Origin of the sequence: Mycobacterium sp. DL (genome assembly GCF_039729195.1) — a bacterium.
GTDB classification, from domain to species: domain Bacteria; phylum Actinomycetota; class Actinomycetes; order Mycobacteriales; family Mycobacteriaceae; genus Mycobacterium; species Mycobacterium hippocampi_A.
Window position 1 is genome coordinate 262,737 of the sequence record NZ_CP155796.1, and the last position, 23,009, is coordinate 285,745.

The 23,009-nt window shown below is 68.1% G+C and carries 20 protein-coding genes; 14 read left to right on the forward strand and 6 right to left on the reverse strand.

All coding sequences use genetic code 11. The annotated features are described in order from the left end of the window. The first annotated feature begins 72 nt into the window (after nucleotides 1-72). The 5 genes from ABDC78_RS01305 to ABDC78_RS01325 are packed head-to-tail and all read left to right on the forward strand — an operon-like array spanning nucleotide 73 to nucleotide 4,127. On the forward strand, nucleotides 73-1,011 hold the full coding sequence (locus ABDC78_RS01305; RefSeq protein ID WP_178359750.1) for a DUF4129 domain-containing protein: 939 nt from the start codon (nucleotides 73-75) through the stop codon (nucleotides 1,009-1,011). Then, nucleotides 1,008-1,493, forward strand: a complete 486-nt coding sequence (locus ABDC78_RS01310; RefSeq protein WP_178359749.1) for a hypothetical protein — start codon at nucleotides 1,008-1,010, stop codon at nucleotides 1,491-1,493. The genes ABDC78_RS01305 and ABDC78_RS01310 overlap by 4 nt, the downstream gene beginning before the upstream one ends. After that, a complete protein-coding gene (locus ABDC78_RS01315) occupies nucleotides 1,490-2,461 on the forward strand; it encodes a MoxR family ATPase (RefSeq protein WP_178359748.1) in 972 nt (323 codons plus the stop codon). Before ABDC78_RS01310 ends, ABDC78_RS01315 begins: the two co-directional genes overlap by 4 nt. Nucleotides 2,462-2,508: 47 nt before the next feature. Then, nucleotides 2,509-3,702: a DUF58 domain-containing protein gene (locus tag ABDC78_RS01320; RefSeq protein WP_218620942.1), complete on the forward strand. Its 1,194-nt coding sequence runs from the start codon at nucleotides 2,509-2,511 to the stop codon at nucleotides 3,700-3,702. Further along, entirely contained in the window at nucleotides 3,699-4,127 is a 429-nt protein-coding gene (locus ABDC78_RS01325; protein ID WP_178359746.1) for a hypothetical protein, read from the forward strand. The genes ABDC78_RS01320 and ABDC78_RS01325 overlap by 4 nt, the downstream gene beginning before the upstream one ends. Here the strand turns inward: ABDC78_RS01325 and ABDC78_RS01330 are convergent, their stop codons facing one another. After that, the gene (locus tag ABDC78_RS01330) at nucleotides 4,128-5,426 is read right to left on the reverse strand and encodes an HNH endonuclease signature motif containing protein (protein WP_347133288.1); all 1,299 of its coding nucleotides are present in this window, start codon (nucleotides 5,424-5,426) and stop codon (nucleotides 4,128-4,130) included. 186 nt (nucleotides 5,427-5,612) lie between these two features. Between ABDC78_RS01330 and ABDC78_RS01335 the strand changes: the two genes are divergently transcribed. After that, a complete protein-coding gene (locus tag ABDC78_RS01335; RefSeq protein WP_178357247.1) occupies nucleotides 5,613-7,490 on the forward strand; it encodes an alpha/beta hydrolase in 1,878 nt (625 codons plus the stop codon). Between the two features lie 7 nt (nucleotides 7,491-7,497). Here ABDC78_RS01335 and ABDC78_RS01340 read toward each other — a convergent pair whose 3' ends face one another. Beyond that, nucleotides 7,498-8,073 carry a TetR family transcriptional regulator gene (locus ABDC78_RS01340; RefSeq protein ID WP_178357254.1) on the reverse strand — a complete coding sequence of 192 codons (576 nt, stop codon included), beginning with the start codon at nucleotides 8,071-8,073 and terminating at the stop codon, nucleotides 7,498-7,500. 181 nt (nucleotides 8,074-8,254) lie between these two features. Between ABDC78_RS01340 and ABDC78_RS01345 the strand changes: the two genes are divergently transcribed. After that, nucleotides 8,255-9,538: a lipase family protein gene (locus ABDC78_RS01345; protein ID WP_178357248.1), complete on the forward strand. Its 1,284-nt coding sequence runs from the start codon at nucleotides 8,255-8,257 to the stop codon at nucleotides 9,536-9,538. Nucleotides 9,539-9,579: 41 nt separating this feature from the next. Further along, nucleotides 9,580-10,785: an alpha/beta hydrolase gene (locus ABDC78_RS01350; RefSeq protein WP_178357255.1), complete on the forward strand. Its 1,206-nt coding sequence runs from the start codon at nucleotides 9,580-9,582 to the stop codon at nucleotides 10,783-10,785. A gap of 521 nt (nucleotides 10,786-11,306) precedes the next feature. Here ABDC78_RS01350 and ABDC78_RS01355 read toward each other — a convergent pair. After that, nucleotides 11,307-13,331, reverse strand: coding sequence for a M13 family metallopeptidase (locus ABDC78_RS01355; RefSeq protein ID WP_347133289.1), 2,025 nt, complete (start codon nucleotides 13,329-13,331; stop codon nucleotides 11,307-11,309). A gap of 40 nt (nucleotides 13,332-13,371) precedes the next feature. Between ABDC78_RS01355 and ABDC78_RS01360 the strand changes: the two genes are divergently transcribed. After that, entirely contained in the window at nucleotides 13,372-13,950 is a 579-nt protein-coding gene (locus tag ABDC78_RS01360) for a hypothetical protein (protein WP_178357250.1), read from the forward strand. Further along, complete coding sequence (locus ABDC78_RS01365; protein WP_178357251.1) at nucleotides 13,947-14,636, forward strand: hypothetical protein; 690 nt, start codon at nucleotides 13,947-13,949, stop codon at nucleotides 14,634-14,636. The genes ABDC78_RS01360 and ABDC78_RS01365 overlap by 4 nt, the downstream gene beginning before the upstream one ends. Nucleotides 14,637-14,725: 89 nt before the next feature. On the opposite strand, the gene ABDC78_RS01370 is transcribed toward ABDC78_RS01365, so the two are convergent. Next, nucleotides 14,726-15,220 (reverse strand): XRE family transcriptional regulator, encoded by a 495-nt coding sequence (locus ABDC78_RS01370; protein WP_178357252.1) that lies wholly within the window; start codon nucleotides 15,218-15,220, stop codon nucleotides 14,726-14,728. Further along, on the reverse strand, nucleotides 15,217-18,129 hold the full coding sequence (locus ABDC78_RS01375; protein ID WP_347133290.1) for an MMPL family transporter: 2,913 nt from the start codon (nucleotides 18,127-18,129) through the stop codon (nucleotides 15,217-15,219). Before ABDC78_RS01375 ends, ABDC78_RS01370 begins: the two co-directional genes overlap by 4 nt. 267 nt (nucleotides 18,130-18,396) lie before the next feature. Here ABDC78_RS01375 and ABDC78_RS01380 point away from each other — a divergent pair, with 267 nt between their 5' ends. The 4 genes from ABDC78_RS01380 to ABDC78_RS01395 all read left to right on the forward strand — a co-directional run bounded on the left by ABDC78_RS01380 (nucleotide 18,397) and on the right by ABDC78_RS01395 (nucleotide 21,519). Further along, nucleotides 18,397-18,900 carry a hemophore gene (locus ABDC78_RS01380; protein ID WP_178359344.1) on the forward strand — a complete coding sequence of 168 codons (504 nt, stop codon included), beginning with the start codon at nucleotides 18,397-18,399 and terminating at the stop codon, nucleotides 18,898-18,900. A gap of 134 nt (nucleotides 18,901-19,034) precedes the next feature. Further along, nucleotides 19,035-19,418 (forward strand): heme-binding protein, encoded by a 384-nt coding sequence (locus ABDC78_RS01385; protein WP_178359345.1) that lies wholly within the window; start codon nucleotides 19,035-19,037, stop codon nucleotides 19,416-19,418. A gap of 5 nt (nucleotides 19,419-19,423) precedes the next feature. Then, the gene (locus tag ABDC78_RS01390; RefSeq protein WP_347133291.1) at nucleotides 19,424-20,170 is read left to right on the forward strand and encodes a response regulator transcription factor; all 747 of its coding nucleotides are present in this window, start codon (nucleotides 19,424-19,426) and stop codon (nucleotides 20,168-20,170) included. Between the two features lie 5 nt (nucleotides 20,171-20,175). Further along, nucleotides 20,176-21,519, forward strand: coding sequence for a HAMP domain-containing sensor histidine kinase (locus tag ABDC78_RS01395; RefSeq protein WP_178359346.1), 1,344 nt, complete (start codon nucleotides 20,176-20,178; stop codon nucleotides 21,517-21,519). A 1-nt stretch (nucleotide 21,520) separates the two neighbouring features. On the opposite strand, the gene ABDC78_RS01400 is transcribed toward ABDC78_RS01395, so the two are convergent. Next, complete coding sequence (locus ABDC78_RS01400; protein ID WP_178359347.1) at nucleotides 21,521-22,984, reverse strand: APC family permease; 1,464 nt, start codon at nucleotides 22,982-22,984, stop codon at nucleotides 21,521-21,523. Nucleotides 22,985-23,009 lie beyond the last annotated feature (25 nt).

Consider the following 23,009-nt stretch of genomic DNA (forward strand, 5'->3'; position numbering starts at 1 on the left):
ACCGGGCCCGTGCCACGATGAGGGCAGGCCGACGGCCGCCCCGGTCGTCGGCATGCAGCCGAGGATGGGCCGATGCCCGGTGACGACAGGGCGGTAACACGCACAGTCGCCGTGGTCGCGCTGCTGGTGCTCGCCATCGTCGCGCTGCGCGGTTACCTGCCCGGCGCCGAACCGGCTTCCGATCCCGGCGAACCCGCGACCAGCGGGCCGGGAAGCCTCATCGCCGTCGCCGCCATGCTGGCTGTGTCGATCACCGTCATCACGATCTCGGTGCTCACCCAGTCGCGGCGCCGGACAGCAGCCCAGAGCGCAGGCGAACTGCCCCGCGAATACCGCGGTGAGTGGGTCGGCGTGCCGTGGCGGCTGCTGCTGATCGCGGCCGGTGGCCTGCTGGCATGGCTGCTGGTGGTCCTGCTGCTGATGCGGTGGGGATCCGGCTTCGCCGTCGACGAGGTGCCGGCGGCGGACCCCGAATCCGGTGAGATACAGGACGTGGGCGGCACCGACGTCGAGCCACCGACCCCGCCGGCCGATGGCGGCGACGTCTTCGGCTACCTCGCCGCGGCCACGATCGTGCTGCTCGTGCTCTCGATTCTCGCGACGATCATCGGCCGCAGACGCCGCACGCCCACGCTGCAGACCCCCGACGATCCGGCTCCATTACCCCAAACCCGTTCGGCCGGCCCGGATCTCGCGAGGGCGACCGAACTCGGCCTGGCCGAGATCGGGGATCGCAGCCGCGACCCCCGCGAGGCGATCATCGCCTGTTATGCGGCGATGGAACGGGAACTGGCGAAGTCGCCCGGCACCACTCCGCAGGATTCCGACACCCCCTCCGAGGTGCTGGCCCGCGCCGTGCAGCGGCACGCCCTGCGCGCTGACAGCGCGGCCGAACTGGTCGACCTGTTCGAAGAAGCGCGGTTCAGCCCGCACGTGATGAACGAGGACCACCGCGAGGCCGCCGTGCGGGCGTTGCGGATGGTCCAGGACGAACTGCAGGGTGCGATATGACGAAACTTGTTGTCGCCGGGTTCTTCCTGGTGGCCGTGGTGCAGTTGCTCGCCGTGAGTCAACTGGAGCGTCACCTGGTGATCGCGGTGACGGGCGTCGTTCTGGCGGGCGTGCTGTTCGCCGTGCGGTGGCGCCTGACGCACGACGCGGCCGACACCCTCACCGACGCGGCCGGCGACGACGTGGGGGCGGCACTGCGCCGCTGGCTGGCCCGCACCGAGACCCTGATCTCCTGGTCGGAGTCGACACGCGCCGACTGGGACCGCCGGCTGCGGCCGATGTTGGCACGGCAGTTCGAGCTCGCCGCCGGTCACCGAAAAGCGAAGGACCCGAGAGCGTTTGACGCCACCGGGCGGATGCTGTTCGGCGAAGAGCTCTGGCAGTGGGTGGATCCGGAGAACATCTCGCGAACCGGGGGCCAGGAACCCGGCCCCGGCCGTGAGGCGCTCAACGACATCCTGCAACGTCTGGAGCGGTTATGACATCCGACCTCGAACCGGCCACCACGGGCGCACTGTGTGGATCGGTGCTCGACGAGATCGGCCGGGTGGTGGTGGGCAAGCGATCCGCGCTGAACCTGATCCTGATCACGGTGCTCGCCCGCGGGCACGTCCTCGTCGAGGATCTGCCCGGGCTCGGAAAGACCCTCATCGCCAAGTCATTCGCAGCGGCACTGGGCCTCGAGTTCACCCGCGTGCAGTTCACCCCGGACCTGCTGCCCGCCGATCTGCTCGGTTCCACGATCTACGACATGCAATCGGGACGCTTCGAGTTCCGCCGCGGCCCGATCTTCACCAACCTGCTGCTCGGCGACGAGATCAACCGGACTCCGCCCAAGACGCAGGCCGCCCTGCTGGAGGCGATGGCAGAACAACAGGTCAGCATCGACGGGGTGACCCACCGGTTGCCCGAACCGTTCCTGGTTCTCGCCACCGACAACCCGATCGAGTACGAGGGCACCTATCCGCTGCCGGAGGCCCAACTGGACCGGTTCGCGATCCGGCTGGAACTGAAGTATCTGTCCGAGCAGGACGAGGCGACGATGCTGCGCCGTCGACTCGACCGCGGATCGGCGCCCCCGACGGTGCAGCAGGTGGTCGACGCCCGCGACCTGCTGGCCATGCAGGAGTCGGTGGAGCAGGTGACCGTCCACGACGACGTGCTGCAGTACGTGGTGTCGCTGGCGACCGCGAGCAGGCAGCATCCGCAGGTCGCCGTCGGCGCCAGTCCGCGCGCCGAACTCGACCTCGTGCAACTGGCGCGGGCCCGCGCGCTGCTGCTCGGCCGGGACTACGTCATCCCCGAGGACGTCAAGGCGCTGGCAGTGCCGACGATGGCGCACCGGATCAGTCTCCGGCCCGAGATGTGGGTTCGGCGGGTGCAGGGCGCCGACGTCGTCGACGAACTGCTGCGCCGCCTGCCGGTGCCGCGGGCGCGGGAAGCGCAGTGAGTGACGTTTCCCGGACGGTCGCTGAGTTACATTGGCGGGCTTCACCATTGACCAGGTCGATCGCCACCTGTGCGGGGGTTGCGATCGCGTGTGCGGTGCTGGCCGGCAGGTGGGAGCTGATCGCTTTCGCCGCACCGCTGCTCGGTGTGCTGTGCTCCCTCGGCTGGCAGCGACCGGCGCCGTCGGTGGAAGTGCAGGGGCGGCCGGGGTTGCAGCGGTGCTTCGAATCCGAACAGCTGCGGGTCGAGGTGTCGGCGAGCGCCGACGACGGCGGACCAGTCAGGCTGGTGTGTTCGGCGCCGCCGGGGATGGAACTCGAGGTCGTCGACCGCACACCGGTGACGACGGTGGCCGTGCAGGCGCCGCGCTGGGGCCGTTATCCGCTCCGGGCCACGGTGCGGGTGCTCGGTCGCGGTGGTCTGCTCGAGGGCACCGGAACGGTCGACGCCGCGCAGGTGTGTGTGTTCCCCGTGGCTCCGCCGCAGTCCACCGCGATCCCGCGCACCGATCTGCTCGACCGGCTGGGCACCCATCTGACCCGCCACCTCGGACCCGGGGTGGAGTACGCGGACATCCGGCCCTATGTCCCCGGTGACCAGCTGCGGATCGTGAACTGGCCTGTCAGTGCGCGCCGGAGCAGGCTGCACGTCACCGAGCGGCTGACGGACCGGGCCGCCGATGTGGTCGTGCTGTTCGACACCTATCCGCAGCCACCGGGCCCGGCGACCGCCGCCACCGAGCGGACGGCGCGCGGCGCAGCGCAGGTGGTGCAGAGCGCGCTGCGATACGGCGACCGCGCCGGCCTGGTGGCGCTGGGCAACCGCGGAACCCGTTGGCTCGGCGCCGACATCGGGCAACGGCAGTTCTACCGCATTCTCGACACGATGCTCGGTGCGGCCGACACCTACGAGACCGCGACCGGCACTCTGGCGCCGCGTCCCGCCGTGCCTCCGGGCGCGATCGTCGTCGCGTTCTCCACCATGCTGGACACCGAGTTCGCGTTGGCGCTCATCGATCTGCGCAAGCGCGGCCATGCAGTGGTCGCTGTCGATGTCCTCGAAGGCAACCCGGTCGAAGGCGAGCACGATCCACTGGTCAACCGCATGTGGACGCTGCAGCGCTCGTTCATGTATCGCGACATGGCTACCGTCGGTGTGGACATCGTCGGTTGGCCCGGAAGCGCCACGCTCGATCAGGCGATGGCCCTGGTGCCCGATCATCGAACGGCATCGCGCCGATGAAGTTGTTGCTGCCCAGTGCTTTCGGTGCCCTGATGGTCGGTGCGGGCGCCTACCACGCCGACGGCGCGGCGTTGATCGCGGCCGTGGCGGCGTTGATCGCGGTGCTGATCGCCGGGTGGTGGCGGCCGTGCGCGATCGCGGCGGTGCTGCTGACGGTGATCACCATTGTGCTCGCCGATCCGGCGCCGCTGTACACCGCGCTCGCCGGTCTGGCGGCGACCGCGTATCTGGTTCTGCGGCATGAGGATCCGACGCGGCCGACGATGCTGTTCGCGGTGGTGTTTGCGGCCGCGGCGGCGATCGCCGTCGTGGCGCCGGTGAATGTCGCGTGGCTGCCGTTGGCGGCGCCGCTGGTGTTGCTGGCCGGATACCTGTTGGCGTTGCGGCCCTATCTGATTCGCAACGGCATGGCGAACCGGGTTTAGCTAGTTCACCTCGTGCGGGGGTGGTGGTTTGGGTTGGTAGGGGTGGTACCACTTCCATTGGGCGCGTTCGCCGGTGGGTCCGGGGTAGGGGTTCACTGCTGGTGGGGGTTGGGTGGGTGGTCGGGCCAACGAGCGGTTGGTCAGTGGTTGGCCGGTGTGGTCGGTGACGACGAGGCGGTCGGCGGGGCCGGTGATGGTGATCAGGCCGCGGTGATGGGCGCGGTGGTGGTACGGGCAGACCAGAGCCAGGTTGCACAGTTCGGTGAGGCCGCCGTCCTCCCAGTGCCGCAGATGGTGGGCGTGCAGTCCTCGGGTCGCCCCGCACCCGGGGACCACACAGCAGCGGTCGCGGTGCTCCAGCGCCCGGCGTAGCCGCCGGTTGACCGTGCGGGTGGCCCGTCCGGCGCCGATGACCTGTCCGTGGCGCTCGAACCACACTTCGCAGGTGGCATCACAGAGCAGGAATCGGCGGTCGGCGTCAGACAGCAGCGGTCCCAGGTGCAGCGAGGCGACGTGGGAGTCGGCGTCGACGTGGATCACCGCGGTGGTGCGCTGGCCGTGTGGGCGCCGGGCGACCTCGGTGTCCCAGCCGGCGTGGACCAGGCTCATGAACGCATCGATGGTGCTCGGGAACGGCGGCGCCTGATCGGAGACGGGTTCGCCGGTGTCATGGTGGTGTTTCCAGTCGGCGACCAATCCGTCGAGGTGCGAGGCCAGGGCGGCGTCGACCGTGGCGGCTTCGGCGTGGGGGAGCCGGATCCGGTAGGTGGTGTGGGTGTGGTCGCTGGTTTTGGCGATCGTGCGTTCGGGTTCGGCCGGGGGCTGCGGTTCGGACTCACCATCGGGATCGGGTTCGGGTGTGGGGTCGGGCTTGGGGCGTGGTCCGGCCGTCGTCGCGATCCGCAACTGGGAGACCGTCGCGGATTCAGTCAGCACCGCGTAGTGATCGTCGGAGCCGTCAGCGGCGCGCTCAGCGATGACACCGACCTGATCCAGGGAGAACCGGCCCTCACGCAAAGCGTCGAGGCAGCGCGGAAAGGTCTCGACACGTTCGGCGACGGTGACCAGGATCTCGGCGTTGTGCGGGGAGGTGCCCAGTTTCCAGGCCACCAGCGCAGAGACCGTTTTCGCGCCGGTCGTCGACCACAGCCCGTCGCGGTCGATCTCGGCGACGATATCGACAATCCGCCCGTCGATCGCATTACGCTGACCCGCCAACTCAGACAACTCGTCGAACAGCACCTCCAGCCGCGCACCCCGCGGCGGGCTGGGGATGAAACACGGTGCAGCCGAGGACATGACACCATCGTGGCAGAAGGGTCCGACAACACATCCAGCCCACGAGCCGTGGCTCAGCGTGCGATCGGATCCGACCGCCGAAGTCCCGCCCGCGCGTCGTTCCCGCCGCGTCGAGTAAGGCGAATGCACACCCCCATGTCTGTTGGCGGGATAACGTCCACTCACCAAACGAATCTGGAGGAGCTCATGGCGCGGGTGGCGGGATGGCTTGGGGCCGGTGTGCTGACCGCGGGTGTGTCTTCGGCGTTGTTGGCCGGTGCCGGGGCGGCGCAGGCGGACACCGATGCGGGTTCGGACGGCGGCACGCCGAGCGCGTCCGCGGACAGGGATCCGGGCCCTTCGGCCACACGCGACCGCCGCTCCGCGGGTTCTGGGAGCGCGGACTCGGATAGGTCGGCGCCACAACGACAACGTGGCGCCTCGCAGGATGGTGACTCCACAGGCTCGGATTCGAAGCGCGGATCGCGTGTTGCCGATCCGTCATCAGCGGCAGCGTCGAAGACCGAGACCGAGACAGATACCGAGACTGCCGTAGAGACGGACACAGAGACCGAGACCGAGACGGACACAGAGACCGAGACCGAGAACGCGACCGAATCGGAGACCAAGACCGAGGCTGCATCGGAGATCGAGACCGAATCGGAGATCGAGACCGAATCAGAGACTCTGCCCGAAGCTGACGTCGAGGCACCCGAAAAATCGGAGCCCAAACGCGGCGTGACGCCGTCAGCAGCGGAAACTGAACCAACGGCCGCGCCGGATCAGGAACCCATCGCCGTGGAAGCGCCGACGCCGAGCGCTCCACAGGGGGTCTCGGTGCCGTTGGCGGCCGAGGATCCGGTCCCGGCCGCACAACATTTCCTCGGGCCCTTCCAGCCGGACTACCCACCACTGGTCAGGGCGCTCGGTTCGGCGGTGTTCAACTTCATCGGCGCCCTGGTGCAGGCCTTCGACGGCCCGCCCGTGGTCCCGCACGCCCTACGGGACTCGATCCGCGTCAGCAGCTCGACGTTGGTCATCTCGCCCGGAAACGAAGTGCCGGCCGACTGGTACTACCCCACTCACGGCCAACCGGAACGCCTGATCTACCTACAGCACGGCATCCTCGCGAGCGGCCCGATGTACAGCCACACGGCTGCCTACCTCGCGGAGCGCACCAACAGCGTGGTCATCGCGACCACCCTGACCTCGAATCCCTTCGCGGAGGGCAACCTGTGGTTGGGCGGTGACGGCATCCACAAGGCCGTCGCGCAACTGTTCCTCGACGAGAACCGCGCCGCACTGACCGCGAGCCTGACCACGGCCACACTCGACGATGGCCGGCAGAGTCTCACTGTGCCAACCAAGTTCGTGTTGGTCGGGCATTCGCTGGGGGGCGGATTCGCTCCCGGGGTCGCAGGTCACTACGCCGAGGGTCTGGTGGCCCGCCGAGCCACCGGGCAGGATGCGGCCAACGATGCCGCCGGTGTGGTGCTGCTCGACGGAGTCCCCTTCTCCCCGATCATGCCGAATGCGCTGGACCGTATGAAGAAGCTCGAGCAGAGCAACAACAACGACCCGGGCGACTACATCCCCGTGTACGAGATCGGCGCCCCGCTGAACTTCCTGAACGCGAACAGCAGGATCAACGAGGAACTCTCAGATGCGCGCCCCGGGAAGTTCAACGGGGTCGTCATCAACAACGGTGTTCACATGGACGGCATGCTCGGCGGCAGCCCCGTGATCCAGTTCGCGGCCTACCTCGTGGCAGGTTTCCCGCGAACGCAGAATCCTCCTGCGGTGCAACTGTTGATGGCGGGGTGGATCAACGACTTGTTCGAAGGCGACATCGATCTCACCCTCGGTCGTTGCGTCGGTGATGACTGCCACGGCATCTACGGCGACCCGGGGGACACCATCGTCATCCCCACCGACGACGGTGACGCATCCGCAGTCGTGATCGACTCGGACTCGGTGCCCGCGTCAGAAGCGCTGCGCGCGTACCGTTTCCGGCCACGCACCGCGGATTCGGTGGTGCTGCCACAGCGTCTCCCGCGAACGGTCCCGCTGCGGGTCGCGGTCTGACCCGCGCTCACCGGCTATCCGGCGAGTCGCGGTCGGGCTGGGGTGTGCCCCCGAGGATCGCCTGAATCCACCGATCCAGTTGCTCTGCGTCGCTGACCACAGGTGCGCCGATGACGAAGCTCATCATGACGCCGTTGATGAATGTCAGCAGCACGACCGCCTGTTCTTCGACGACGCCTGGGTCGGGCTCGGTGTCCTCGCCGTACCACTGAGTGATCACCTCGCGGGCCAGCGAGTAGAACCCGGCCGCGAACTGGACGAATGCCTCGGCGAGCTCGGGCTCGCGGCTCAACTGGAGGACGAGCTCGTAGCGGGCCCGGCTGCGCGTGAGGTACGGCTCGCTGCTCGACATCATCACCAGTCTCGCCAAGCCTGCGGTGCCTGCGTATCCGGTGGTGGTGTCCTTGGCGAGCTCGGAGAGCACTGACAGGTCGGCGGCGTCGAGCTCGGCCATGCGCTCGGCGATGGCGTGCATCAGGGCTTTACGGGTGCGGAAGTAGAACGAGGTGGTGCCCGCAGGCACACCGGCATGTTCGTCGACCCGCGGATGGCTCAGCCCGTGAGTGCCCTTGGATCCGAGCAGCTCTATCGCGGCGTCCGCGAGTGATCGCCGACGCTCGGGGGCGTTGTACTTACGACGTGAACTTACGCGCGGTGATGTTACCTGTCGCCTCGCGCCGGGTGGCGCGGCAGCGTCACACAAATTCTCTAAAAGATTAGAGAAAAGTCTTCCGCTACGACCTCGTGCTTGTTACCGTCCAGTAATGTTTCGGCTCGGGGGCTTGTTCGTCGCTGTGTGCATCACGCTGACATGTGTTGTCGGCACGGTCGTTTCGGAGGCGCACGCCGATGGGTACGTCGGCGACTTCTACCTGCCTCCCGCCCCGCTTCCCCCTGGCCAGCCCGGTGATCTGGTGCGGACCGAACCGTCGGTGATACCGGCGACGGTCCACTTTCCCGGCACACTGCCGGCAACAGCGGCACGCGTCATGTACCGCAGCGCCGATGCGCGAGGGAATCCGATCGCGGTGACCGGCACGTTCATCCAGCCCACCGATCCGTGGACCGGGCAGGGCCCGCGACCGCTGATCTCCTACGCCGTGGGCACGCACGGCCAGGGCGATCAATGCGCGCCCTCGCGACTGCTGAACGAGTACCTCTACTGGAACCGTGTGCTCGACGTGTTCCTCGAGTACGAGCTGGTCATCATCCAACGAATGATCAAGCGTGGTTGGGCGGTCGTGGTCACCGACTACGAGGGCTTCGGAACACCGGGCGTCCACACCTACGTCAATCGACCTGCCTCCGCCCATGCCGTCCTGGACGCCGCGCGAGCCGCACAACGGCTTCCCGACTCGGGACTGGACCCGGCGGGCCCCGTCGCCTTCTACGGCTACTCCCAGGGCGGCGCGGCGACCGCCGCAGCCCTCGAGCTCGCGCCCACCTATGCCCCTGAACTGCACATCGTCGGCGCCTACGCCGGCGCCCCACCGGCCGACCTGTCGCAGCTACTGCCCTTCCTGGACGGCAGCGTCACCGCCGGAATTCTGGGTTACGTCATCAACTCGGCGATGGCGGCCTATCCCGAGTTCAGCGACAACATCCACCACGCGCTCACCCCGGACGGTGAGGATCTGATCGCCAAAACCCAGAACCAATGTCTGGCCGAAACGATGGCTAACTTCGGCTTCCGCCATGTGCAGCGCTACTTCGCGATCGACATCACGACCGCGGCCCGACAGGAGCCGTTCCGGAGTCTGTTCCACGAGCAGCGCATCGGTCGCCTCGAGCCCGATGCGCCTGCACTGATCGTCAGCAACCGCTACGACCCGTTGGTGCCCTATGGACCCGCCGTACAGCTTGCCCGCGACTGGTGTGCGCTGGGGGCCGACGTCGAATTCTTCACCAACGAACAACCCCCGCTCTTCAACAAGCTGATCGTCAACCACGCGTTCCCGCTCCTCGTCGACGCACCCAGGGCTCTGCAGTGGATCACCGACCGCTTCGACGGCCTGCCCACCACGCCGAACTGCGGGCAGAACCCGTGACGTCCGAATCCGGCGGCGAACTCCCGCAGCGCTCCGCATCGGTGGCAGGGAGGGTGCGGTCGAACGCGGCATGGTTCCTTCGTGCGGGCCTGGACGACTACCTCATCGCAGCGGCCGCGGCACCCGGCCGGCTGCCCTTCATCGGCGCCTACCTGGAGCCGGTCGGTGGAATCGCGGCACTGGGCGTTTTCGGTGCCCGCTACCTGCCGGACTTCATGGAATCAGCGAGAGTTCGCCTGGCGCCGGGCAATTCGCCGAGCCGTCGACGCGAGAGACTGCTGGCCGACAGTCTGATGGCCGACGGTCTCCGCGACATCCTCCCCGCCGACGAACTGCAGGAACCCTGGCCCGTGGGCGAACCCGGCGCGCCGTGGCGTCATGCCGGGAGGCACCGAAGCCTGGTCCATCGAGCCTCGGTGCCCTACGGTGACGCACCCGGTCAGGTGCTCGACGTCTGGCGTCGACCCGACCTCACCGGACCGGCGCCCGTGCTGGTGTTCCTGCCCGGCGGCGCCTGGGTGATTGGAAGCAGGGTGCTGCAGGGGCATGCGCTGATGGCGCACCTGGCCGAACGAGGGTGGGTGTGTCTGTCGGTGCAGTACCGGACGAGTCCGCGCCACCGCTGGCCGCGGCAGATCATCGACGTGAAGTCGGCGATCGCGTGGGCCCGCGTCCATGCCGGCTCATTCGGCGGTGACACGAGTTTTGTGGCGGTCGCGGGGTGTTCGGCGGGCGGACACATGGCGGCGCTGGCGGGATTGACAGCCGGCGAAAAGCAATGGGAGACAACGGTGGACACCGCCTGCGACACCTCGGTGGATGCGGTGGTCAGCATCTACGGCTGCTACGACTGGGAGGACCGGTCGACACCGGCCCGTGCCCGCTTCATGGACTTCTTGGAACGCGTCGTCGTGCGACGCCGTCAATCTCGCCATCCCGCGGTGTTCCACGACGCGTCACCGATGGCACGACTGCATGCGTCTGCGCCGCCCTTTCTCGTCATCCACGGAGCCAGCGACGCGGTCATCCCCGTGGGCGAGGCACGTAGCTTCGTCGATCGCCTGCGGCGGATCTCCACGAAACCCGTTGGTTATGTGGAGCTTCCAGGCGCCGGCCACGGATTCGATCTGACCGACGCCGCACGGACATCGGCCACGGTGAACGCCGTCGGGCGGTTCCTCGACCACGGTTACCGCACCCGTGCAGATCGGCCGGTCCTACGAGAAGCCATTCGGTGCGACGGGTGAGCAGGCCGGACCTGTGTGCGTGTTCTGGGGATCGAAGTTCCCACCCCACGGGTCCGCGGGATCGATGCCCACCGCCTGCCACCCACGTGACCCGACCCACTCGGGCCCCGCTTCCTCCGCCGATTGCTGGGGGACCCCGATCTCTGGGCTGCGAATGCTCGCGGTTCCCAGCGTGCCTTCGTTCGCCACGCAGAGATCGTCACTCGACACCTTTGCCGACTGCTCCGACCTGACGTGACCGTCTGGCGAAAGCTGGCTCATCGCCGGATCATTCGGGTCGGCGTGGGCCAGTGCTGCGGTGAGGGTAAGCGCAGCCGAGGCAAGGGCACCGGCCCCCGCGATGAGCCGTGTCGTGCGGGTGATCGTCTGGAAACTCGGCATGCGTTCGCCCCTGATCTCTGTCGGACCGTGCTGGTGCACCAACAGTAGAAGCAGATACGGCACTGGTCCTGGCGCCCAAGCTCATCGGCAGCACATCAACAGCCTTCGAGCAGGTTCGGACGCGCACGACGCCGCTGGCTTCAGTTCCAGATGCGCACCCGTCGCTGCGGTTCCAGGTAGAGCGAGTCGGACTCGCTGACCTCGAACGCCTCGTAGAACGCGTCCATGTTGCGGATCACTCCGTTGCAGCGGAACTCCGGCGGTGAGTGCGGGTCCACCGCGAGACGCCGGATCGCTTCGGCCTCACGGGATTTTGTCCGCCACACCTGCGCCCAGCCGAAGAACACCCGCTGCTCGCCGGTGAGTCCGTCGATCACCGGTGCGGGCTCGCCGTTGAGCGACAACTGATAGGCCAGCAGCGCGATCGACAGGCCGCCGAGGTCGCCGATGTTCTCCCCGACGGTGAACGCGCCGTTCACGTGGTGACCGTTGCCCAGCCCGCGGGGAACGAATTCCTCGTACTGCTCGATCAACGCCGTTGTGCGGGTGCTGAATTCGGCACGGTCCTCGTCGGTCCACCAGTCGACCAGATTGCCGTCGCCGTCGTACTTGGCGCCCTGGTCGTCGAAACCGTGACCGATCTCGTGCCCGATGACCGCCCCGATGCCCCCGTAGTTCGCGGCGTCGTCGGCCTCGGCGTCGAAGAACGGAGGCTGCAGAATGGCCGCCGGGAACACGATCTCGTTCATCCCCGGGTTGTAGTAGGCGTTGACGGTCTGCGGCGTCATGAACCATTCGTCGCGGTCCACCGGGCCGCCGAGTTTGGCCAGATCGCGGTCGTATTCGAGCTCGTAGCCGCGACGGTAGTTGCCGTACAGGTCGGCGCGGTCGATCACCAACTCCGAGTAGTCGCGCCACGTGTTCGGGTAGCCGATCTTGGGGGTGAACTTGTCGAGCTTGACCAGCGCCTTCTCCCGGGTCTGCGGCGTCATCCACTCGAGCTGGTTGATGCTCACCCGGTAGGCCTCGCGCAGGTTGGCGACCAACTCGTCCATCCGCGCCTTGGCCTGCGGGGGGAAGTACCGCTCGACATACAACCGGCCCAGCGCGTCACCCATCAGGCCCTCCACCACCGAGACGCCACGCTTCCAGCGGTCGCGGATCTCCTCGGTGCCCGACAGCCTGCGGCCGTAGAACCCGAAGTCCTCGGCGATGAGCTCGTCGGTCAGCAGCGACGACCGACCATGAATGACCCGCCACCGCAGCCAGTTCCGCCAGTCCTCGAGGCTCTCGCCCGACCACAGCGCTGCGAACGCGGTCAGGTAATCGGGCTGTCGCACCACGATCTCGGCGGTCTGCTCACCCGTCGCGCCCAGGCTCTGCAGCCAACCGGCCCAGTCGAAGCCGGGGGACTCGGCCGCCACCTCGGCGAAGGTCCGCAGGTTGTAGGTCAGATCGGCGTCGCGGCGCTTCACCACATCCCAGTGCGCGGCGGCGATCTTGGTCTCCAGCGCAACGATCGTGTCGGCGGTCGCGGCGTGGTCGTCGGCGTCGCCGCCGTAGACGAGTGCGAACATCGCGGCGATGTGGCGTGGGTAGGCCGCCAGGATCTCGGCGTGCTGCTCGTCGCGGAAGTACGACTCGTCGGGCAGCCCGATACCCGACTGGGTCAGGTGCAGCAGGTAGCGCGACGAGTTCTTCGAGTCGGTGTCGACGTAGAGTCCGGCGCCTCCGCCGATACCGGTGCGCTGCAGAGCGCCCAGCACCCGCGCGAGCGCGTCCGGGCTGTCGGCGGCCTCGAGCCCGGCGAGTTCGGTGTGCAGGGGGTCGAGACCCCGCCGCCGGATCGCCTCCTCATCCATGAAGCTGGCGAAGAGGTCACCGATGCGCTGTTGGTCGGTGCCTGATGTCGCCGCCGGGGCGGCTCCGGTGCCCTCCGGGGCCACGGACTCGCTCGCCTCGGTGATCAGGTCGCGGATCTGTTCCTCGGCGCGGTCGTACAGCGTGCGGAAGGCGCCGTCGGTCGCCCGGTCCGCCGGGATCTGATAGTCGGTGAGCCACCGGCCGTTGACGTGACCGAACAGATCGTCCTGCGGTCGGGCCGTCGGGTCGAGGTGGCTGAGGTCGATGCCGGATTTGGTCTCGCGATTCGCTTCTACCGTCACCCCGACATCCTTCCAGAAACGCCCGGGTACCCTCACGCGCATGCCCGACGATGAGCAGGAGCCGCAGCGTGACGGCATTTTCAGCAGTTTCGGAGTCGCGTCGGCGGTGCTCGGAGCTGTCGCGATCGCCGCGGTCGTGCTGGCCGGCCTGATCTGGAGCCAGCACCGCGCCGACACCGACGAGTTGAGGTACCGCACCCAGGTTCTGCAGGCCGCCGCCGAGTGGACCGGGGTGCTGATCAACATGAACAACGACACCGTCGAGGCCGATCTGAACACCTTGCGCGAGGGCACCGTCGGGCAGCTCAACTCGGACTTCGAGGCCACCGTAGAGCCGTACCGCAGGCTGGTTCAGACGCTGCAGGCGCGCACCACCGGCCAGATCGACTCGGTGGCGCTCGAGACGATCCACCACGATCAGCCCGGCGCACCGACCGCTCCGCCGCAGCCGGAACTGTCGGCGTCGGCGGCGCGGACCGACACCGTCATGGTGGTGGCCACGTCGATCAGCGAGAACGCCGGCACGGAGGAGCCGCAGACCGTGCGCTGGACGCTGCGTCTGGGCGTCTCCGACGTCGACGGACAGCTGCTGATCTCCCGGCTGGAGCCGATCCGATGAGGAACCGGCTGCGGGTAGCCGCGTTCGACCTGCTTGCACCGGCCGCGGTGGTCGTCGCACTGATCTACATCGGGGTCGCGCTGGCATGGCCGTTGTGGTGGGTGTCGGTGTGCTCGGTGCTGTGCCTGCTGGTGCTCCAAGGGGTGATCGTCGACTTCGTGGTGGCACGTCGCGACAGGGTGACCGTCGGCACCGACGACGACGGCCCGGGACTGCGGCTGGGGATCGTCGCGATGGCCACTGTCGCGCTGGTGGCCGCGGTCGCGGTCGGTTACACCCAGTGGACGCGGCCCGACCGCGAGTTGCGCGAGGAGAGCGCCGAGGTGACCGGGATCGCCAGCAGCGTCGCCGAGGCGTCGGCGACGTTCACGCCGCAGAATCCGACCTCGTCGATCGACCGTGCGACGGCCATGATGTCGCAGGCCAGCGCCGAGCGGTTCGAGAGCGAGTTCGCCGCGGTGGCAAAGGATTTGGCGAGCAGAAACGTCTCGGCGCAGGCCGCTACGGTGTCCGCGGGGGTGGAGGCCATCGGCCCCGACGCGGCGAGCGTGGCGGTGATCCTGCGCGGGACGCAGTCCTCGCCGGGGCAGCCGACCGACACCGCGGTGCTGGCGCTGCGGGTCGCGCTGTCGAAGAGCGACGGACGGTGGCTGGTCGAGGACGTGGCACCGATCCACTCGCGCTAGGGATCGCTCGCGAAAGTGAAGCCAGGGTGGTGATCGAGGGGTCGACCGCGACCCGGAGTGCTATTCCGCGGCGACCCGAACCCCGAGCCTCAGGTGCGCATCCTGGCGAATCGCTCGGAGAGTCGGCCCATCCGGATCATCAGCGATGCCGGTGGGCTGACGCTGCCCCGCATGTAGGCCGCAAAATCGTCGGGGGGTACACCGATGCGCGACGCGAACTCCTGCTCGCCGAGCCCTGAGCGGTCCAGGAGCAGGTGCACGTGCCGGGCCACCTCGGCGCACTCGTTGGCCTCGAGGTGTTCTCGGGTCCGCAGCAGCACCTCCGACATGGCCCGGGACACCCCGTACGGTTTCGCCGTGTCGAGCACCTCCTCGACCTGGCGTGCCGTTCGGCCGTAGGGGTCGCGTTTGATCGCCACGACGATGCGCTGCCAGACGCTGAGGTCGTCGTTCTCCAGCGCGGCGCGGATCGCCGCCGTGGGCCAGAACTCCACCGGCCGGTCGGCGGGCGGCGCTGAAACCGGGGCTCGTCGCGCGGAAGACTCGTCGCGGTCCGTGCCCCGTACATCAGAGGTCACAGTCACCTCGCCTCCTCGAGCATCGCTACCGCCACCGACAGACAGTGCTGCCTGACTCGCGCCCACTCGGTCTCCGCGCCGGGCCCGGACACGGCGACCTCGGACCCGTCGGAGGGCCGCGGCTCTGCCAGGCGGCGCACCAGCTGGGTGGCCACCCAGTGTGTGCGCTCCGGTTGACAAGCGTAGTACCGGTCCATGCCCGAGAGCACTTCTGCCGCGGTCTGAGTGTCCATCGAATCGACCAGTTCGGCGAACTCGGTGAAATCGCGGGTGCTGTTGCGCTGCATGATCAGAAAACTCTTGAGACGGAGGGTCTCGGCGCCGGTCGGGATCTGCAGTCGATCGCCGGTGGGGAGCAGCACAGTGGTGGTCTCCATCGGGCTGCTGCGCTGCAGCGGAGTGCCTTCGGCGCCTGCGGACTCGACCGACAGCGCATCGAGCGCGACATCAAGCCGGCCCCGCCACATCGTCACCGGATGCTTGGGCAGTTTGACCGCCACGGTCTTGCCGTGCGCACGGTTGCTGACCGCGACGGTGAGCTGCCCGTCGTTGTCCTTGAGGCGGCTGCTGCCCATCACCTTGCGCGGCTGGCATCCGCTGAACGCGAGCGGATCGGCGACTGTGATTGCTTGAGGGGCAAGGCTTTTGAGCTTCGCGGCCGACTTGACGACGGTGCGCAGGTCCGCCCCGGAAGGGGCGAGGGCCGAGATGTCGTCGGGGATGATGACAAGATCGCCGATGTCGGCCTTGGGCAGTGGCTTCTCGAAGTCGACCGACGGCAGGATGCGGTCCAGCCAGCGCGGCAGCCACCAGTTCCATTCGTCGAACATGGCCATCAGCGCCGGAACGAGTACCAGCCGCACCACGGTCGCATCCACCGCGATCGCGACCGCGCTCGCGACACCGAGCTGGGCGACCAGCGGCATACCGGCGAAAGCGAACCCGATGAACACGGCGATCATGATCAGCGCCGCGCTGGTGATGGTCCGGGCGCTGGTGCTGACGCCGTAGGCCACGGCGTCGCGGGTGTTGCCGGTCTGGAGGAACCGCTCCCGGATCCGGGTGAGCAGAAAGATCTCGTAGTCCATCGACAGCCCGAAGGTCAGCGCCAGCACCAGCGGCGGGATCGTGCTGTCCAACGACTCGAGCTGTTTGAAGCCCAACGCCGAGAACCAGCCCCACTGGAAGACGACCACCAGGCTGCCGTACGCGGCTCCCACCGACAGCACGGTCATCAGCACGCCCTTGAACGCCAGGAAGACCGAGCGGATCGAGATCAGCAGCATGACGAACGCGATCAGCGCGACGAACAGGAACACCCAGGGTTGGGTCTCGGAGACCTTGTCGTCGAAGTCGTTGATCAGCGCAGTCGGCCCCCCGACGTCGATCCGGGCGCTGCCCTCGGCGACCGGCGGTAGCTGCTCGCGCATCCAGTCGACCGTCTCGCGCGCCCCCGGATCCTCCGGGTCCACCGACAGCACCGCCGACAGCAGCGCGCTGCGGTAATCGTTGCCGAACACCGGCGGCGACACCGACACGGTGTTGGGCGCCTGCGCCATCTTCTGCCGGATCGTGTCGAGCAGCGGCTCCTTGGCCGGCGCGGAGGCGGCGTTGCCGTCGGGAAAGCTCACCAGCACCCGCACCGGGCCGAGCGCGCCCGGGCCCAGGGCCTCGGCCGCGGCGTTGACCCCGCCGCGGATCTCGTGTGTCGGATCGAACTGCCGCAGCATGCTGTTGCCCAGCACCATCGAGAACGCCGGAATCGCCAGGGTCAGCAGCAGGGCGGAGGCGGCCAGCGCCGACACCCACGGCCTGCGCATCACCCGGCCGGTCCAGCGGGACCAGAATCGGGACTGGGTCGCCTCGGGCCGCCGCGACCAGTGCAGGTACGACGAGCGTTTCGCCGCGGCCCGGCCGAACGACGCCAGCACCGCCGGCGTCAGCGTCGTCGAGGTCAGTACCGCGATCGCGACGGCCAGGATCGCGCCGGTCGCCATGGACTGCAGCACCGGGGTGTTGATCAGGTAGAGGCCGGTGACCGAAGCGATCACGGTCATGCCCGACAGCACCACCGCCAGGCCGGAGGTCGCCATCGCGGCGTCGGCGGCGTCCTGGGGCTCTCGTCCGGCGCGCAATTCCTCGCGGAACCGCATCAGGATGAACAGTGAGTAGTCGATGGCCACCGCGATGCCGAACATCGAGACCGTCGATGTCACGAACACCGACATCGTCGTGTACATCGACAGCAGGAACACCAGGCCCATGGTCACGACGACGGTGCAGACTCCCAGCAGCAGTGGCATCGCCGCGGCGGCCAGCGAGCCGAACACCGCGAGCAGGATGAGCAGGACGATCGGGAAGTTCCACTTCTCGGCCTGCGCGATGTCGTGCTTGGTCGCTTCCGAGGCGGCTGCGCCGAGCGCGCCCTGCCCGATGACGTAGAGCCGGACCTTGCCGTTCTCGGTCTCGCCGGCCTCGTCGCCCTCGACCCCGATCTTCTCCCGCAGCTGGTGAGCGATGTCGACGGCGCCGGTGTTGTCGAAGTCCAGTTGCAGCGTGACGACGTAGGGGCGGTCCGGCTGGGGCGGGGGTTGTTGGGGATTGGGCAGCAGCGTGACGCTGGGAACCTCCGAGGCCATCCGCTCCAATTGGGCGACCGCGTCGTTCATGTCCTCGAAGGATGCGTCCGCGCGCGGCGCGGCGACCAGAGCCAGTGGGGAGGCGCCCTGATCGGGGAACTGCGCTTCGAGTTGGTGCTGGACGTACAGCGACTGGGAGCCCTCGACCTCGAAACCGCCACCGGTCAGATTGCCCGACTGGTTCATGGCGAGATACAGCGATGGGACCAACAGCAGCACCCACGCCGCGAACACCGCCCAGCGGAATCTGCGCAGATTGCTGCTGATCCGCATCATGAACTGCTGGATCGGAACTCCCCACTTTCTCCCCGGCGTTTCGTAGCGAGAGCGTACAGCAGCGAGCTGTAGGGTGACCGCCCTCGTGAAGGGCTGCCAGCGTTGCTTAATGCGGCTCTAACGCCCGCCCCATCGCGGTCTCGATTGGCCACTCCCGCGGAGGCGATGGCAGTATGTCGGGAAGAAGTTTCGGCGTCGGGGATCTTTGCTACCGGCCGCGGTGAGCGTGCGCGGAGGTGGGGCGTTCGCAACTGTGAGGAGTACGTCATGGATTCGCACTCGAGAATCAACGCGCGCCGGACGGGTCGTGTCGTTCGGTATCGGCTGCCCGCGGCTTTTGCTGCGGCTGCAGCTGCCGGTATCGGGGTGGTTGCGCTGACCGGGCCGGCGACCCCGTCGGTGACGGCCGCGCCCGACCCGTGCGCGGCCAGTTCGGTCGCCAGGACGGTGGCTGCCGTCGCCACCAACACCGGCAACTACCTGGAAGCCAAACCCGAGACCAATCAGGCGCTGACGACGATCGCCCAGCAGCAGGGCGGACCGCAGTCGGTCATCGCGCTGAAGACCTACTTCGACGCCAACCCCGACGTCGCCGGGGACATGCAGCGACTGCAGCAGCCCCTGGCGAACCTGTCGGCGCGGTGCAAATTGCCGGTGAGCGTCCCTCAACTGCTGGGTCTGATGCAGGCGGCCCAACAGAGCCCCGCACTGCCCGCAACCGGTGAGGGTCCCGAGGCATCTCCGAGCGCGGAAGTCACGTCGTCGCGGTGAGCAGGTTCGGCGACATTCTCAGGATTGATTAACGGCTAGGCAAGAAACCAGGCGGCCATTCTGCTTAGCTTCCTTAGGATGGTCCTGACCGGCGATCGACACTGGTGCCGGTTCACTCTGAATAAGGAGACTTAATGTTGTTCTCGGCACCCACCGTCCGTCGTGCGGTTGCTGGCGCGCTGGGCGGCGGCGCGGTCGCCGGCGCTGTTGCGTTCGGCGTGCTCGGCGCTGCGCCCATGGCATCGGCACAGCCCATGCCGCCCAACTGCACCGCTGCCGACTTCTCCGGTACGGCTGCCGGTGTCTCGGCGGCGTCGTCGGCCTACCTGTTCACCCATCCCGAGGTGAACGCGTTCTTCACCGACCTGCACGGGGATCCGCGGGACCAGATCCATGCGGATGTCGAGGCGTACCTCAATGCCAATCCGGTGGTGAAGGCGGAGCTGACCGAGATCCGCCGGCCGTTGGTGGAGTTGAAGGATCGCTGCGGCGTCATCACTTCGCCTGACGCTTACTGAGGCTGGTGCGCGACAGGGTGGTGGCGACGCCCGCTCGCGGGGATGAGCCGTCCATCCAGGACGGGGCCGGTCGGACGGTGTTGATGGTCGATGACGACCCCGATGTCCGGACGTCGGTGGCCAGGGGGCTGCGCCACTCCGGATTCGATGTCCGGGTGGCGGCCAACGGTAAAGAGGCGCTCCGGTTGTTGTCGAGCGAATCGCACGACGCGCTGGTGCTCGACGTGCAGATGCCGGAACTCGACGGGGTCGCGGTCGTCACCGCGCTGCGCGCGCTGGGCAACGACATCCCGATCTGTGTGCTGTCTGCGCGCGACACCGTCAACGACCGGATCGCGGGGCTCGAGGCCGGGGCCGACGACTACCTGACCAAGCCGTTCGACCTGGGCGAGTTGGTCGCACGGCTGCACGCTCTGCTGCGCCGGGCGCATCACTCCGACCCGACGTCGGACACGATGACGGTCGGGTCGCTCACCATCGACACCGCGCGCCGCCTGGTGTTCGTGGCCGGCGAGCGCGTCGAGCTGACCAAGCGGGAGTTCGATCTGCTGGCGGTGCTCGCCGAGAACGCCGGCGTGGTGCTGAGTCGGCAGCGGCTGCTGGAGTTGGTGTGGGGCTACGACTTCGACGTCGACACCAACGTCGCCGATGTGTTCGTCTCCTACCTGAGGCGCAAGCTCGAGCGTGACGGGCTGCACCGGGTGATCCACACGGTGCGGGGGATCGGCTACGTGCTGCGGGAAGAGCAGTAGGGGTCTTGCCGAGACTTCCGAGGTTTCTGCGATCGGCGTCGCTGCGGACCAGGGTCGCCATCGCGGCCGCTGCTGCTGCGGCGGCGGTCGTCGCGGTGTTCACCATCCTGACATCGGTGGTGTTGGCGAACAACGATGCCGCACAGGTGGATCGGCGCCTGGATGCGATCGTCGACGCGAGCATGTTCCCCGAGCAGCTCACCGACCAGCGGCGAGGCGTCTTGCAGACCGGACGGTCGCGGTCATCGGGTCAGGTTGTGTACCAGCGGGGATTCCAGCTTCCGGCGCTGGCCCCCGGCACCGAGACGGTGATCGTCAACAACGTCGAGTACCGCGTCCGGACGATCCCGGTCGACCAGGAGGGCGGGGTGCTGATGTCCATCGGCATCCGTGCCGACAGCATCCTGTTGAACTCCGCGAGGGTGCCCGCCTACATCGCGGTGGGTGTGGTGACGGTCCTGATCGCCGCCGGGCTGGGGTGGTTGCTCGCCGGGCCGGCGATCCGGCCGCTGCGCAAGCTGACCGAACACACCAAACAGTTGGGTGAGGGCGCCGACGAGATGCCGGCGGTCCACGGGGTCCGAGAGGCCGAGGATCTGTCGGAGGCGATGCGCGCGATGCTGAGCCGCCTCGCAGCGGCGCAGCGCGCCACCACGAACTCCCTGCAGGCCGCCCAGGATTTTGCGGCCAACGCCGCACACGAACTGCGCACGCCACTGACCGCGATGCGCGCCGACCTGGACACCCTGCGTATCCACGATCTGCCCGGTGAGGAACGTGAGGAGGTCGTCGCCGACCTGGCCCGCGCGCAACGCCGGGTCGAGGGCATCATCACCGCGCTGGGCCAACTCGCCTCCGGTCAGCTGGCGCAGGTCGAGGACCGCGAGGTGATCGACGTGACCGACATGCTGGATCGGGTGGCACGGGAGAACATGCGGGTGAGCCGGGAGGTTCAGATCGACGTGGAGGTGGCCGACGACCTCGGCACTGTGTGGGGTTGGCCGGGCGGACTCCGGCTGGCCATCGACAACCTGGTGCGCAACGCCATCACCCACGGCGAGGCGTCACGGATACTGCTCACCGCCCGCCGGCAGAACGAGACGATGACGTTCGTCGTCGACGACAACGGCGTCGGCATGCCCGCAGACGAGCACGAGAGCGTGCTGGGCCGGTTCGCCCGCGGAAGCAACGCGGCACCCGGCGGTTCGGGCCTCGGCCTGGCGCTGGTGGCTCAGCAGGCAGCGCTGCACCGTGGCCGGATCGAGCTGTCGGACGGGCCGCTCGGCGGGCTGAGGGCGACATTCACCATCACGATATCGCCTGAACTGCAAGAGGTTTCAGAACTGTAGCCTAGTTGCGTCCGCCGTCGCGAGGCGTTGCCCGACGCTGCTTCAGCGCCTCCAGTAACCGATGTTCGGCGTCTTCGCCGGGCGCGATGCCACTGGGGATGCGGAGCAGGAAGAACGCGCCGAGTGCCCACCAGGCCCCGAACAGAATCCACGGTGGCACGTCGAGGAACGCGGGCATCCCCGGCAGATAGAGGCTCAGCAACCCACCGCACAGCACCACGGCGGCGCCGCCGACCACCAGGCCGGTCTTGCCCGTCCCGCCGACCCGTAGCGGCCGCTCCATCTGCGGCTCGCGCCGGCGCAGCACCAGGAACACGACGGAGACCAGCAGATACGCGATCACGATGCTGGGTGAGCCGGAGTCCACGAGCCACACGAGCATCGCCTCGCCCAGGAAGGGGGCGATGAACGACAGGGCACCGATGAAGAGCAGGGCGTTGACCGGGGTGCGGAACTTCGGGTGCAGCTTGCCGAACCAGGCGGGCAGCATGCCCGAGCGCGCCATCGAGTACATCAGTCGCGACGCGCCGAGCAGCAGCGAGTTCCACGAGGTGAGGATTCCGGCGATGCCTCCCGCGATCAGGAGCTTCGCCATGACGTCGCTGCCGAACAGGGCGCCGAACGCATCCGCGGTGGCGATGTCGGCGTCTGCGAGTTCGCCCGCCGACATCGCCGACGAGGTGGTCACGATGGTCATCAGGTACCAGATGGTGGCGAGGCCGACGGCGATGACGACCAGACGTCCGATCTGGCGCGCGGGGATGTCCACCTCCTCCGCGGACTGCGGGATGACGTCGAAGCCGACGAACAGGAACGGCACCACGACGAGCACGGCGAAAAACCCTGCCGTGCCGCCGGTGAACAGCGGTTGCATGTTGTCCACCGATCCGCCGGTGAAGGAACCGAAGACCAGCATCAGGCCGATGACCAGCAGCAGCACCACGACAAACGTCTGCGCGACGCCGGCGAACTTGACGCCGAGGATGTTGACGGTGGTGATGACGACCGCGGCGATCGCGCCGACCAGCGCCCAGGTGAGGTAGACCTCGCTGCCCGCGATCTCCCACAGCCGGATCTGGTTGAGGTCGGGGAAGAGGTACAGGGCGGTCCGGGGAAGCGCCACGGCCTCGAACGCCACGATGGTCACGTAGCCGCCGACGATGCCCCACGAGCCGATGAACGACCACCGCGGTCCCATGCCGCGAAGCAGAAAGTTGTGCTCGCCGCCGGCCTTGGGCATGGCCGCCGTGAGCTCGGCGTACGTCAGGCCGACCACGGCCATGATCGCTCCGCCAGCGGTCATCGCCAGAACCGCTCCGAGCGTGCCGGCCGAGCCGATCCAGTCCCCGGTGAGAACCACCCAGCCGAAGCCGATCATGGCGCCGAAGCCGAGAGCCAATACGTCCCAGTTGCCGAGGACTTTCAGCAGAGAGGTCTCCTCGGGCGTCCCGACTGCTTTCGTCATTCGCCAAACCGCCTTTCCGGTGCCG